Origin of the sequence: Bradyrhizobium sp. SHOUNA76, from assembly GCF_023006445.1 — a bacterium.
Lineage (GTDB): Bacteria > Pseudomonadota > Alphaproteobacteria > Rhizobiales > Xanthobacteraceae > Bradyrhizobium.
Genome location: NZ_JALBHA010000016.1, coordinates 13817 through 27846 on the forward strand (window position 1 = coordinate 13817; position 14030 = coordinate 27846).

A 14030-nucleotide genomic window follows, 5' to 3' on the forward strand; every position below is an offset into this window, starting at 1 on the left:
TGAGAAGCGACCGCCGACGTCAAAGGCCCATCTCGGCCTTGATCAGTTTTTCCTCGGTTTCGTCGTAGAGCGACGCGATCAGCGACCGATAGCGCTCGTTGATCTGCTTGCGACGCTTCTTCCGCGTCGGCGTCATGACGCCGTTCTCGAGCGACAGCTCCTCCGGCAGAATGCGGAACGCCTTGATCTGCTCGGCTCGCGCCAGCCTTCCGTTGGCCTTGCCGATCTCCGCCTCGATCAGCCGGTTGACGATCTCGGAGCCTGCCAGGTCGGCGTAGCTCGCGATCTTGTCGTCGCGCGACTTCGCCCAGTCCATTGTGGCGGTGGCATCCACTTCGATCAGGGCGGTGAGATATTTTCGTCCCTCGCCGATCACAGCCGCCTCGGAAATGAAGGGGCTGTGCCTCAGCTCGTTTTCGATCTGAGTCGGGCTGATCGATTTGCCGTTCGACGTGTTGATGATCTCCTTCTTCCGGTCGACCAGCTTGAAGATTCCTTCCGGCGACACTTCGACGATGTCGCCCGTGTAGAGCCAGCCGTCGCGAAGCGCCGCTTTCGTTTCGTCCGGCTTGTTCCAATAGCCCGCGAACAATCCCGGTCCACGGACGATCATCTCACCGTCCTGGAGTACGGCGGTTTCCCAAGCCGGATCCGGCAACGGGACCCCGACGTTGCCGGCCTTCGGCCACTCCGCCATCTGCACCAGATTGGCACCGACCAATTCGGTCTGGCCGTAGCACTCCTTGAGCTGCAAGCCCCACAGCTGCCACAGCGACATCAGCTCGGACGGCATCGCCGCCGACGAGGTGAACGCAACCTTGAGCTCGTCGAAACCGACCTCGGCGAGCAGCGGCAGGAATACTTGCTCGCGGCAGGCCGCAAATAGTTTCGAAACGAAGGCATCCTCGTGGCCGCCCTGGCGGTCTTCGAGCGCCCTGCGCGCGACCGTCATGGCGAGCGTGTAGTTCTGATCTCCCGCACTGCCGGCGGGATGCACCTTGCTGAGAATTTGCGTCGCAAAACGCTGGTAGAACCGCGGCGGCGCCATGTAGTAGGTGGGCTTCACCTCCTTGATCGTCTGGGCGAAGTCCGCGGTCGTCTCGCCGAAATAAGGAACTGCGTCGGCGATCAGCGGCAACGTCGTCGCCTGCCCGCGCGCGACGGTATGCGACATCGGCAAATGCACCACCACCCGATGTTCCTCCTCACGCATGCTAGGGCCGAACAGGGTGATGCAATGAACGCCGGCGAGAATGGAAAGGTGCGTCAGCATGGCGCCTTTGGGGTTCCCGGTCGTCCCGGACGTATAACCGATGCTGACGACATCGGACGCCTTTGCTGTCGCGCTCTCCTTCTGCAGATAATCATCCGCATCGACATCGTGCGCTCCGACAAAGTCGGCCAGCGACTTGATCGACGCCGTGGCCTCGCCGGTCCAATCCGGGTCGAGCACGATGATGCCGCGGAGCTGCTCGGACTGATTGGAGGCGATCACGATACGAAGCTGCTGCTCCCCGCCGACGAACGCGAACTTCGCGCCTGAATCCGTGAGACAGTAAGCCACTTCTTCCGGTGACGAGGTGAAGTACACGCCCACCATGACGCCGCCGGCGCACATCGTGGCCATGTCGGCGATCAACCATTCCTCGGACGAATCGCCCATGATCGCGACCCGATCGCCGCGCTCGAGACCAGCACGCCGCAGCGCGCTGGCCAGGTTCACGACACGCTGCGCGTAGGCGCCCCACGTCATGGCGGTCCAGGCGCCATGACGCTTTTGTTGCACGGCGATCTTGTCGGGCCGCTCCGCAAGTCGCGCAGCCAAAAGTTGCGCGACGGTCGTATCGGCCAACTGGGCGCCGGATGTAAACGCAGCGACGTTCATCTCATCGCTCCGCGAAGCGCTTGCGCTTGGCCGCGAAGGCGGCTACCGCCTCGGCCCGCTCGGGCGACTTGAAGGTCAACATCTCCAGCGCCGCAGAGGTGTCGAGCAGCAGGTGGGCGTACTGCTTGATGATCTTGTTGACGCTGTACTTGGTCCACACGATCGATTCCTTCGGCCCGCTTGCCAGCAGTTCGGCGTATTCGATCGCGGCATCGAGAACGTTGCCGTCCGCGACCACCTCGTTGATCATGCCGATAGCAGCCGCTTTCTCCGCGGAGATGAATTCACCGGTCATCAGATAGTGCTTCGCGCGCACCGGCCCCATCAGCAGCGGCCAGATCACCGCGCCGCCATCGCCCGCGACGACGCCGGCATTGACGTGCGTGTCGGCGAAACGAGCTGTCGAGCTCGCATAGATCACGTCGCAGAACAGCGCGAGCGTGGCACCCAGGCCGACCGCGACACCGTTGACGGCCGCAACGATCGGCACTTCGACTTCCAGCATGTTGCGGATGAGGTGGCGACCGCTGCGCGTCGGAGACGGCAGCGTCCCCTTATCCAGCGACTTCTGATCGCCACCGGAGCAAAATCCGCGGCCCGCACCGGTGAGAACGATCGCGTTGACAGAACTGTCGTGATCCAGCTTGACGAAGACGTCTTCGAGCTCCTCGTGCATCTCCCAGTTGATCGCGTTGAGGATCTCCGGTCGGTTCATCGTGACGATCGCGACGCCTGTGGCGCGCTGTTCGACGATCAGGTACTTGTAGCCGTATTGCGACATTGATTTCACCGCTGGATTACTTGTTCTGGGTCCGCATCAGCCGGATCTGCCCGAGGATCTCCTCGGTCGGCCGCACGACGTTGTTCCTGTCGTTGAAATGCGGGATGACGTAGCGACCGACCATGTCGATCGCCTCCATGATCTTCGCGTGCGGCACGGAATCCATGTGCAGCAGCACTTCGTCGATCCCCATGGCCTCGAACTTCTCGATCTGACGAATGACCGTATCGGGGCTACCGCACACCGTCGTGGCCGATTCGTTGACCAGATAGTCCCAGTCGTTGGCGGCACGCTCCATCGACGGCACGCTCTCTCCCATGTACTTGTAGTCGTCGGCAATCGCCGCGAGACGCGGATAGGCATCAGTCGAGATCTTGGCATAGTGCATCAGCGGGCCGGCATAATCCGCTTTGGCCTGCTCGTCCGATTTCCCGATGCCGATGAACAGCGGAATGCCGATACGCGGGCGCTGCAGCGGTCCCCCCTCGTCGCGCTTCCAGTTTTTTTGATAGGCGCCGATCAGCTTCTGCTGCGCTTCCCAGCCCTGATAGATGTTGCTGCTCATCACGGCGAAGCCCTGCGAGGCGGCCCAGACGTGACTGCGCTCGCTGGTCGCCGCGATCCCGATCACCGGATGCGGCTTCTGTAGCGGCTTCGGAACCAGCTGGCGCGGAGGGATTTGGTAGTACTTGCCGTCAAACGTGAAAATGTCCTGGCGCATCGCCGTTTTCAGCAGCGCCAGTCCTTCCTCCATCTGCGCCAGCGTTTCGTTCGGATCGACGTTGAACGCCCGCATCGCGATGGTGGTGTTGGCGCGGCCGCCGTAGAATTCCATGCGGCCGTTGGACAGGATGTCGGTCACCGCAAGCCGCTCGGCCGAACGCAAGGCGTGGTTGATGCGCTGCGGCATCAGCGTCACGGCCGCGCGCAGCTTGACGCGCGACGTCACCGCGGCCAGATAGCCGAACACCACTTCGGGCGCCGAGCTCGAGATCCCGCCCAGTGCCACGTGCTGCTCGGAGAGCGCGACGCAGTCGAAGCCGACCTTCTCGGCCAGACGAACTTCGTCGACCAGTTCGTGGAGCCTGCGCGAGTAACTGTGGCCGACCTGGGTTTCCTGTTCAGACCAGAACCCAAACGTAAGTGCCATGTCTCAATCCTCTTAGCTTTCGAGATGCCAGAGGGTTTCATAGGCGGGGCGATATTTTCGCCCGAAAGCCGCGTTGCGTAGTAACGCTTTCCGAATTTTATGCTGTCAGTACTCGCAACGTGGCAGACGACGTTGGGAAGCTTCGCCGCGCAGCGGACGGGCTGCCGTCAACGGCTGGCGCCGTCGTCTCCGGCCTCGCTATCGAAGGTCTTGATCAGCAACTCGGCGACCGCCGCGAGGCACGCTTCGCCGATGTTGTGGCTCGAACCGAACGGACTTCCGATCACGCCGTTATGCGAAACCGATCGGATGCCGTTCTTCCACATCAGCTCGAGATCAGCCTCCGACAAGCCGCCAAGATGGCCCACCTCGAAGCGGTCTTGTCTGACGCTGTCGGGCCGAATGACCATCATTATCGACGTCTCGGCGATATCGGCATGGCCGCCGACGGCCAATACGTCTCCTCCGGCTTTACGCACCGCATCGCGCCACGTGTCGATCCATTTCGTCGAGTCGACGAACGCCTGGATCGCAACATCCGAGGGGACGGCCCCGCGCAGGCGACCGAGCATGTCCTTCAGGACCGGAAAATTGCCGATGTGGCCCGAGTGAATCAGGATGCGCTTGAAGCCGTGCCGCGCCAGGCTTGTGCAATAATCGACACAAATCGCTTCCAGCGTCTCCGGCCGTAGCGAGATCGTGCCCGGGAATGGCAGATGATGAGACGAGCAGCCAACCCTGATGGTCGGCGCCACCAGCGTGTTTCCGCGGCTGCGCGCGATCCGCTCGGCCAGAGCATCGGCATGATCCGCATCCATGCCCAAAGACAAATGCGGTCCATGCTGCTCGACGGCCCCCAACGGAATCAACACCGTCGTGCACCCATCGGCCAGCGCCGCGGCGACTTCCTCGTGGCTCATCTGCTCCAGATAGATCTGATCGGGATATCCACGCGCCATCATTCAGCCCTTACTGTTCTTTGACAAAAACCTCGCCCGCACATTAATCGAGCTCTCGTCTGTGACATAGGCGTCGAGGTCGGCCACGGTCATTTCTTCGAGCGCCTGATCGCTCATTTGCGCGGTGAGGTTGAGCGATCTTTTGATGGCGTGGAACAGCTTGCGGTCTTTCTGCCGCAACGCGCTGCACACGTCTCGCGCTCGTGACGCGACCTCCTCGGTTGCGACGATCTCGTTCACGGCGCCGATCGTCACGGCGCGTTCCGCGCCGACGAGCTCGCCCCAATACAGCAGCTCTTGCGCCGCCCGCACGCCGAGCTTCTCGACGGCCCGGCGCATGCCTTTGGTCACCGGCAGCAGGCCGTGGTTGATTTCCGGGAACCCGATCTTGCACGCCGCATCGGCCACGACATAGTCCGCATGCAGCAGAAACTCCAGGGCGCCTCCGACCGCATAGCCGCGGACGGCGCAGACGATCGGACCCGGATAGTTCTCCATCGCCACAAGGAGTTCGTGGAAGAACCGGATGCGCGGCCTCGCGACATCGATCCCGACGACTTCCTTGATGTCGCCGCCTGCGCTGAAGAAGCGGTCGCCGCCTCCGGTGAGCACGATGCCGGGCGGATTCTCGTCGTCGGCAAAGCGCCGAATCGCCTCCAGCAACTCGACGATGAGTTGAGCATTTAGCGCATTGGCCGGCGGCCGGTTCATCGTGATCGTGACCAGGTCTTGATCACGCTCGATCAGGAGAGAAGTGGCTGTGTTCATAAGTGTGACCCAAGCGAGAGCGGCTAAAACAGACGGGGAGCGGTGGACCACACGGCGGCGCGACGAGAGTGACAATGCCCGACGCCTCGCCGAGACGGCGCACCTCACAACCCCAAATAGGCGCGCTGGACATCGGGGTTCTCGAGCAGATCGCGGCTCGCTCCGTGCAACACCACGGAGCCGTTCTCAAGCACATAGCCGCGGCTGCTCAGCGCGAGCGACTTGGCGACATTCTGCTCGACGAGAAGGACCGTGATACCCTGCTCGTTGAGGGATTTGACGACGCCGAACATTACGTCGGTCAGCGCCGGCGACAGCCCGATCGACGGCTCGTCGAACATCACGATTTCTGGCTTCGACATGATCGCGCGACCGATCGCCAGCATCTGTTGTTCGCCGCCGGAGAGCGTGCCGGCGAGCTGGTCGCGGCGCTCGCGAAGTCGCCGGAACAGCTGATAGACGGACTCGAGTGTGTTTGCCCGGTCGTGCCTAGCCCGCTTCAGCGAGCCTCCGATCAGCAGATTGTCCTCGACAGAGAGCGCACTGAAGATCTGGCGGCCCTCGGCGACCTGAGCGATGCCCATCTCGCAAATGTCCCACGGCGGTCGCCGCGAGATATCGACTCCGTTGAACCTGACGGAACCGCGCGACGACGGCACGATCCCCGCGATTGATCGGATCAGAGAGGTCTTGCCGGCGCCGTTGGCGCCGACCACGCAGATCAGTTCACCCTTGCCGATGCGGAGCGACACGCCGTTCAGCGCATTGGAGCCGTCATAGGCCACGCTCAGGTCGTCGATGGCGAGAAGCGTGTCGTCAGGCATGGAAGCCGGCCCCCAGATAACTTTCCAGCACCGCAGGATCCGCCACCACCTCTGACGGCTTGCCCTCGGCGATCTTGGCGCCGTGGTGAAGCACCACCACGGTCGACGCCACCTCCATCACGATCCGCATCACGTGCTCGACCAGCAGGATCGTCAATCCGCCCTCGGCGAGCCTGTGCAGTACGCCGACGACGCCGGCCGCTTCGGTCGGACGCAGCCCCGCCATCACTTCGTCGAGCAGCAGCAGCTTGGGGCGCGTCGAGAGCGCCTTCGCCATCTCCAGCATCTTGCGATCGGGCAAGGTCAACTGATCCGTCCGGGCATTCGCCTTGCCGGCGAGCCCGACATTTTCGAGCGACTCATACGCCTTGTCCCGCGCCTCCTTGACGCTCGTCGTCCAACTGAAAGCACCCACCATGGCATTCTCGAGCACCGACATATCTTTCATCGGCCGGACGATCTGGAAGGTGCGCGCAATGCCCATGCGGCACACCGCTTCGGGCGGCTCGCGCTCGAGCGAACGCCCCTCGAACAGCACCTGCCCGGCGGTCGGTCTCAGCGCCCCGGCGACGAGATTGAAGCAGGTGGTTTTGCCGGCGCCGTTCGGTCCGATCAGGGCGGTGATGCGGCCTGCCTGCAGTGAGAAGCTGACGTCATTGACCGCGACCAATCCAACGAACGCTTTGGTCAGGTTCTTCACTTCGAGCAGCGCGGTCATTCCTCGACCTTCCGCAGTTGTGGGATCCGGCCGCGCGCCGGCAGCTGGATCGCCCCGTAGAGCCGGACGATCGACGGCCAGATGCCGTCGGGCAGAAACCACACGACCAGGATCAGCACCGCCCCGTAAGCGACGCTGTTCAGTCCGGGGAGCCCCAGGGCGTCGCCGAGAGCCCCCATGGCGTGATGCAGCGGGATTGCGGCCATCGAGCCGACCAGCGGGCCGAATGCAGTGCCCAATCCGCCGACCACGGGGCCGATCAGTACGTCGACCGAGATCGCCATGCCCATGATCGAATCCGGAAAGATCGCGCCCTGCACTAGGCCCAGCACGCCGCCGCCGATCGCGGCCGTCGCGGCCGATATCGAGACCACCAGCACCTTGTGGCGAAACGTCCGTACGCCCAGCGCGCGGGCGGCCTCGTCGTCATCCCGCATCGCCCGCCAGACATAGCCCCAATAGGACCGCGAGATCAGCTCCGTTCCCGCGACGCCGATGGCCGCAAGCGCGAGCGCGACGAAGTAGTAGAACCGCGCGTCACCGCGCAGCATCCCGAGGTCCATCGCGCCGCTCGGCGCCTGATAGAACAGGCCCTGCATGCCGCCGACATAATCCCACCCGCCGAACATGATCCGGGCGAATTCGGCGGCTGCGATCGTGAGCAGCGCGAAATAGATGCCACGGACCTCGAAGCGGAAGCTCAGCCACGCCAGCACCGCGCCGACGGAGCCCGCAATCACCGCGCCAAGCAGCAGACCGATCCACGGGGTGACGCCGTATTTGATGTTCAGGATCGCCACCGCATACGCGCCGATTCCAACGAACAGCGCATGACCGATGGATAGCTGCCCGCCGATCCCGAGCATCAGGTTCCATGATTGTCCCATGAAGGTGAACAACAGGACGATCGTCAGAAGCGAGATGACGTAGGCGTTGGACATGCCACCCACCACGGCCAGGGCGGCGAAGACCAGAACGCCGGCGCCCCAACGCTTGGCGTCGCTGGCTTGATCAGATGTCCTTTGCACCGAAAAACCCCCTCGGACGGAAAATCAGGATGATGATCAGGAGCGCGTAAGGGAGTGCTGTTTTCATCGACGGCGTGAACATCAAGGCCGCGATCGCTTCGGCGACCCCGATCGTCAGGCCGCCCAGAAGAGCGCCGCCGAAGCTGCCGAGACCACCGACGATCACCGTCACGAAGGCCAGCAGCGTGAAGTCGACGGCGAGATAGGGCTGCGCATCGAACAACGGCGAGATCAATGCGCCGGCGACGCCAGCGCAGGCTGATCCGATGCCGAAGGTCACCGCATAGACCCGGGGGATGTTCAGCCCGACCACCAGTCCGCCCAGTCGATTATTGGCGGCGCCCCGCAGCGATCGGCCGAATGCGGAGTACTTCAGATAAGCTCCCAGTGCGGCGATCAGCAGTCCGGCCGTAGCGGCCGCCTGGATGCGGGCCCAATCCAAGGTGAGCGATCCCACGCTCACGGTCTGGAAGGACAGCTGAGACGCCGTCGGCCGCGGATCCGGACCGAACGACATCAGCAATACGCCGCTGAAAAGCAGTGAGAGGCCGATGAAGACGATAAACTGATAGTGATGCGGCCGATTGACGAACCGCTTCACGACGAGCGTCTCCAGCAGATAGCCGAACACGAACATGACGACCGCGGCGATCGCGGCTGTTAAAACGATTGGGACGTCCCAGATTCGAACGGTCCAGTATCCGATGTAGATCCCGAACACGACCATCTCGCCATGAGCGAAATTGACCACGCGCATGACGCCGAAGATGATCGTGAGGCCGAGCGCGACGAGCCCGTAAACCAGCCCGATGAGCACCCCGCCGGCGATTACATTGAGCCAGAGCGACAGCATCAGCGACCGACCGCTGATGGATGCGCGATGGAAAGTCTTCGTCTTCCTTGCATGCTGATCGGTTCCATCTTGGCCGTAGCGGAAACGTAGCGGCGTCGGACGTCGTCCTGTGTTTCAGACCGCCTTTGGCGCGGCGAAACATCCGTCGATGTAGACGAGCGAATCACATCCGGCTCTCGCCGTCTGAGCCACCACCTCTCCGGTGAAGATGGTGTGACTGCTGTCGCTGTAAGCGTTCACCACGCGGCAATCGAAGCTGCAGACCGCGCCGATCAGACTTGGCGCTCCGGTTTTGAGATCGCACCACAAACCGTCGCCGAAGCGGATATCTCCCTTGCTGCCGTCCTGCCCGGAAAACTTGAGCGCCAGATCGCGATGCTCGACCCCCAGAATATTCCAGCAGAACGACCCACTGCCGAGAATGGTGTCGTGCGCACCGGCAGATCGATTGACGCAAACCAGCACGCTGGGCGGAGCCGCCGACAGCGAGCAGCCCGCCGTCAGCGTCAGACCATGGCGGTTCGGAGCCCGGCCTGTCGTGACGATCGACACGGTGCCCGGCACGTTGCGCATCGCAGCGCGGAATGCTGCGGCATCGAGTGGGCTCGGTTCGGACAGCGGCGGTGTGGCGGACGACATGGCTACGACTCTTGGATTCATGGGATGGATGCGCCCTATTTGTCTGTTGTGAGTCCGGGCATGCAGCGCTGCCCCAGTGAACGTCTGAGCTATCCGGCTGATTGATAGAACTGGATGACGTTGCCGCCCGGATCCCGCACCTTCACCGCCCGGCCGTGACTGGCCATGTCCCGAACCGCGCCGACTTGCGCACCCATGGCTGCGGCACGCTCCATGGCGGCCTCGAGGTTGTCGACATCGAAGACGAGAACGGCATCCTTGAGTTGTTCCGACGCGGACTCCATCGGGTCGGCGACGCAGAACGCAGCCGCATCGCTCACGAACTGGATCCACTTACCGGGATCAGCGAAGCGCACCTTCAAACCCAAGCCTTCGTAGAACTCGGCCAGGCGTCCAGGATCGTTCGCTGTTAGATAGACTTGCTTCAGTTTCACGCTCGACAATCCAACCGTCCGCCGCCCTAATGCGATCGTGGATGAATAGTCGCTCGAGCCTCTCAGCATTACTGCTTGAACAACGCGTGTCGCAGAAGCTTCATCAGCATTTTATGCTGCAGCGACCTGTCGGATCGCTTCATCCAGCTCTCCGTCCGGCCGATCTTTGCCATTATCTGGTCGTCGAGGGTGACCTGTCGTTCCTGCCGAATCATTTGTCTCGCGCAACGCCGGCGGTGTGGTCAGCGACCTGGGACCACGGCCACACGCGGCGAAAGGCGGTCGTACGAAACAGGGCCGCAGAGTTGCGATGCTCGACACCGAAGCTCTGCTGCACATCCCGTCAAGTGCCAGGGGGAGCCACTCGATGAAGCGCCGGCCGTTACATCGTGATCGATCCGTTGGATCAACGGCCTGCATATCGCATGTGCGACAAATGTATCGAAATAAGGCAACTAACACTCTGATCGCAATGCACAATCCCAAGGTTGACGGTTTTTCGATACAAGTCGGCGATTTGTCGAAATCCCACAAGCGCAATTGCGATTAGCGTTTACCACGCGATTGTCATCGCCCCGCAAACGATGGTGATAAGCGCCGCAAGAAGACTGCCAGATTTGGGAGACACGCGATGTCGACAACCTCTCTCGACAGAATAGATATCAAGATCCTCAACGAGCTCCAGCAGAATGCGAGCTTGACCAATGTCGAACTCGCATCACGCGTCAATCTCTCGCCGTCGCCGTGTCTGGCTCGCGTCAGAACACTCGAAAAACTCGGCGTGATCGATCGACGGATCGCCCTTCTCGATCCCGCCGTGCTCGGCATTGGTGTAACGGCTTTCATCCAGATCAAGCTGGAAAAGCAGGTCCAGACGTCACTCGAGAGCTTCACCCGATCCATCGACCGGCTGGCCCAGGTGATGGAATGCTATCTGATGACCGGTGAGAGCGACTACATGCTCCGCGTCATGGCGGCCGACATCGAAGATCTCGAAGACCTCATCGTCAACAAACTATCCCGCATCCCCGGTGTCAGCAGCATTCGATCAAATCTGGCCCTCAAGCGCATTTCGTACAAGACGGTGCTGCCGATCGACACCAATCGGCCGGTCACCGTGAAGGCTTGCGCCAACCCCTCGCGCCCTCTGGAGCGCTCCCCGAGACCCCGATACGACGCAGCTGGTCCTTTGCTGTCCGACGCGCCGATCGGGCTCGACACCAATTGTCCCAGCTACAGCGTGGAAAGACTATGAGTCGCCCCGCCATGGGCTCCGGCCAGTTAGCAATAATGGTGAAGTCAAGATCGGCAGAGTGCTCGAGCGGCACTGCGAGCCTGACAGTCCGCACACGACCCAACGCGAGCACACGTCGGCTCCAGCGAGCAGAGCGACCGAGATGACGGCATCGATCGACGCGGCCCTGCAGGCGTTCGCCGACGGCGAAATCGTCGTGGTCACCGACGACGACGATCGCGAGGGTGAAGGCGACGTCGTCGTCGCCGCCTCGCAGTGCACGGCTGAGAAGATGGCCTTCATCATCCGCCATACATCGGGAATCGTTTGCGCTCCGATTACCCTCGAAAACGCGAGACGCCTGCGGCTTGACCCGATGGTCTCAACAACGACTCGGCTCACACCACGGCGTTCACCGTGTCGGTGGACTACCGGCCGGATAACGGAACGGGCATCTCGGCCGAAGAACGGGCCTCGTGCTGCCGTGCACTCGCCAACCCCAACGCCGGCGCCGGCGATTTTTGCCGGCCGGGACACGTCTTCCCTCTGATCGCAAAGGAGGGGGGCGTACTCATGCGCTCGGGTCACACCGAGGCCGCTGTCGACCTGTGCAGACTGGCAGGTCTCAAGCCGGTCGGTGTCATCAGCGAACTGATGAACGACGATGGCTCGGTGATGAAGGGTCCGCAAGTCGCTGCGTTCGCCGACAAGCACAAGCTGAAACAGGTCACCATCGCTGACCTCATCAGCTTCCGGCAGGCCCGCGAGGTGCTGATCGAGCGTGTCTCGAGCGTCACGGCGGAGAGCCCGATCGGCCCGCTCCAGGGGCTATTCGTATCGCTCGCCGTTCGACCCCATTCATCACGTCGCCTATATCTACGGAGAACTGGGCGACGGCACCAACGTCCTCACGCGCTTCTACAAACCAAACATCCTGCGCGATTTGTTCTCAGGTCAGGAACAGGCTAAGATGAACGTCATTCTGCAACGCTTCAAGGAGAATGGCAGCGGCGTGCTCGTCTATCTGCGCGACGGCGCGGCGGGCGTTCCGCCTGCTCCGCTAGGCCCGATCGGCTCGCGCGAAGACGACCGCAATCGGCAATGGCGCGAGATCGGCGTCGGCGCCCAGATCCTGCGGGATCTCAAGATCAGCTCCATCCGTCACCTCACGTCGTCGACGCATCACTTCAAGGGACTGTCAGGCTTCGGTATCAAGATCGTCCGAAACGAAGCGCTCTAACTCCAGCCAAACTGCGTTGCGAACTCCATTGATCGCTTCCCGCACCCTCAGGCACCCGGCGAAGCTTGCAGTTCGTCTCGCGGCAGATCTCCCCCGGCCCAGTCTGGCCGCCTATGCACCTGCCAAACGATGATAGCGTAGCGCTCCTCCGAACATCCCGCCGGTCATATCCGGCGGCAGCTGCAGCCAAAGGTGAAACGCTCCCCACATTGCCAGGAAGACCACACTAAACAGCCAGCCTCCGAAGTACCCACAGAGTGCGGTGCCAAGCATGATGAGCGGCAACGCTGCGACTGCAGCCAGTGAGAACGCAGTCGCTTTTACAAGTTTACACGACCGTGCGCAGCCAGCCGACGTTGAGGTCTAAGAAGGGGCGCGAGCAACTACGACTTGATCCGCGGCTCTTGAGCGGACAAGCTGGAGTTCGACTGGACGTCGATCTGACCGCTCCCCATGATCTAAAGTGATGAGGTTTTGAATGCGGCTTTATCATGTGACTGATTGGGTTCAGGGTACTTTCTGCGTGCCAACAGCGCTCGTAGCCATCACAGGAAAGAAAATCTCAGAAGTGATGGAAGCTATCAACAAGCAGGCAGAAATCCTCGGGATCGGACCCTTCACGCAGTTTGAGGGAATTCCTCCCAAGTGCTGGCTCAAGGCGCTGCCTTCATTAGGCATCTCTGACAACTTCGACGAAGCTCATAAGGGCCTGACGATTGAAGAGCTGTTCGACAGCTCCATTTCGCTCTCCCCAATACTTGTCCTGACCTCTCACAAAGAGCTAGGAGAAGGCCATGTCTTCGCGGCATTCAATGGTCACGTCGTCGATACCTACACCGGTGGGAAGGTCATCAAATTCAGTGAGGTCCCGACCGACATAAAGGGCTTCAAGGTTGTGGCCGAGATTTTCTGACGCACTTCGTTCGAAACCGCGCCCGCCTCCCGCTAGTGGCCTAGTGCCCACCGTGGAAGTACGCTGCGAGAAACGCCCCGATATCCATCGGTCCCTGATCTCGGTGGCCTCAGATTCCTACGGCCAGGACGCCCTAGATTTTATCGTCGGGATGTCCGTGCAGCAGCGCCACGCCGCCGTCGTCATTTTACGGGACGCCGAAGCAAAAATCGTCAGATTCAAGGAACGGCTTCAAGACTTGGCTCTGTTCTTCACCCGCGCGAACGCCGATAAGCTCAACCGCTTCTTCACGCACGACCTCAACAGCATCTACTACAAGGTCGAGTACACAACTGTCCGCGGTCAGCCGACCTTGAGGTTTAAGAAGAGCGCGAGCACCTACGATCTGATCCGTGGCTCCTGGGCAGAAAAACTGGAATTCGACTGGCCGAAGTCGACTTGAGCTAAGCCCCACATCAGGAATGATGTGGACTAGAATTGAAAAAGGTTAGTAGACAATACCGAGCTTCGCCAAAGTCAGATTGTCCATCGTACGCGAATGGGCACGCGTTGCGTGCAATCCGCCCGACTGGTCAGCGCCGATCGATTTCACGTTTATGCTTCG

14 protein-coding genes and 1 pseudogene are annotated in these 14030 nt (G+C 61.6%); 4 read left to right on the top strand and 11 right to left on the bottom strand.

The window, feature by feature from the left end; genetic code table 11:
• Positions 1-19: 19 nt before the first annotated feature.
• The 11 genes from MOV74_RS04290 to MOV74_RS04340 form a co-directional block, all read right to left on the bottom strand.
• Positions 20-1885 carry a long-chain fatty acid--CoA ligase gene (locus tag MOV74_RS04290; RefSeq protein ID WP_246918229.1) on the bottom strand — a complete coding sequence of 622 codons (1866 nt, stop codon included), beginning with the start codon at positions 1883-1885 and terminating at the stop codon, positions 20-22.
• A gap of 1 nt (position 1886) precedes the next feature.
• Positions 1887-2666, bottom strand: coding sequence for an enoyl-CoA hydratase/isomerase family protein (locus tag MOV74_RS04295; protein ID WP_007594449.1), 780 nt, complete (start codon positions 2664-2666; stop codon positions 1887-1889).
• A gap of 16 nt (positions 2667-2682) precedes the next feature.
• On the bottom strand, positions 2683-3816 hold the full coding sequence (locus MOV74_RS04300; protein ID WP_246918231.1) for an LLM class flavin-dependent oxidoreductase: 1134 nt from the start codon (positions 3814-3816) through the stop codon (positions 2683-2685).
• A 167-nt stretch (positions 3817-3983) separates the two neighbouring features.
• The gene (locus tag MOV74_RS04305) at positions 3984-4778 is read right to left on the bottom strand and encodes a creatininase family protein (protein ID WP_246918232.1); all 795 of its coding nucleotides are present in this window, start codon (positions 4776-4778) and stop codon (positions 3984-3986) included.
• Entirely contained in the window at positions 4779-5543 is a 765-nt protein-coding gene (locus tag MOV74_RS04310) for an enoyl-CoA hydratase/isomerase family protein (protein WP_258719503.1), read from the bottom strand. It lies immediately after the preceding gene.
• Positions 5544-5647: 104 nt separating this feature from the next.
• The gene (locus MOV74_RS04315; RefSeq protein ID WP_246918237.1) at positions 5648-6367 is read right to left on the bottom strand and encodes an ABC transporter ATP-binding protein; all 720 of its coding nucleotides are present in this window, start codon (positions 6365-6367) and stop codon (positions 5648-5650) included.
• Positions 6360-7085 (bottom strand): ABC transporter ATP-binding protein, encoded by a 726-nt coding sequence (locus MOV74_RS04320; protein ID WP_246918239.1) that lies wholly within the window; start codon positions 7083-7085, stop codon positions 6360-6362. Before MOV74_RS04320 ends, MOV74_RS04315 begins: the two co-directional genes overlap by 8 nt.
• Positions 7082-8113: a branched-chain amino acid ABC transporter permease gene (locus MOV74_RS04325; RefSeq protein WP_246918242.1), complete on the bottom strand. Its 1032-nt coding sequence runs from the start codon at positions 8111-8113 to the stop codon at positions 7082-7084. Before MOV74_RS04325 ends, MOV74_RS04320 begins: the two co-directional genes overlap by 4 nt.
• Complete coding sequence (locus MOV74_RS04330) at positions 8097-8966, bottom strand: branched-chain amino acid ABC transporter permease (RefSeq protein ID WP_246918244.1); 870 nt, start codon at positions 8964-8966, stop codon at positions 8097-8099. Before MOV74_RS04330 ends, MOV74_RS04325 begins: the two co-directional genes overlap by 17 nt.
• 114 nt (positions 8967-9080) lie before the next feature.
• A complete protein-coding gene (locus tag MOV74_RS04335; protein ID WP_246918245.1) occupies positions 9081-9605 on the bottom strand; it encodes a flavin reductase family protein in 525 nt (174 codons plus the stop codon).
• Positions 9606-9694: 89 nt separating this feature from the next.
• A complete protein-coding gene (locus MOV74_RS04340) occupies positions 9695-10039 on the bottom strand; it encodes a VOC family protein (protein WP_246918246.1) in 345 nt (114 codons plus the stop codon).
• Between the two features lie 631 nt (positions 10040-10670).
• Between MOV74_RS04340 and MOV74_RS04345 the strand changes: the two genes are divergently transcribed.
• The 4 genes and pseudogenes from MOV74_RS04345 to MOV74_RS04360 all read left to right on the top strand — a co-directional run bounded on the left by MOV74_RS04345 (position 10671) and on the right by MOV74_RS04360 (position 13868).
• Positions 10671-11294 carry an Lrp/AsnC family transcriptional regulator gene (locus tag MOV74_RS04345; protein WP_246918249.1) on the top strand — a complete coding sequence of 208 codons (624 nt, stop codon included), beginning with the start codon at positions 10671-10673 and terminating at the stop codon, positions 11292-11294.
• Between the two features lie 142 nt (positions 11295-11436).
• Positions 11437-12513, top strand: a pseudogene (ribB, locus tag MOV74_RS04350) (3,4-dihydroxy-2-butanone-4-phosphate synthase).
• Between the two features lie 478 nt (positions 12514-12991).
• Complete coding sequence (locus tag MOV74_RS04355; protein ID WP_246918252.1) at positions 12992-13426, top strand: hypothetical protein; 435 nt, start codon at positions 12992-12994, stop codon at positions 13424-13426.
• Between the two features lie 43 nt (positions 13427-13469).
• On the top strand, positions 13470-13868 hold the full coding sequence (locus MOV74_RS04360; RefSeq protein WP_246918254.1) for a hypothetical protein: 399 nt from the start codon (positions 13470-13472) through the stop codon (positions 13866-13868).
• Positions 13869-14030: the final 162 nt, after the last annotated feature.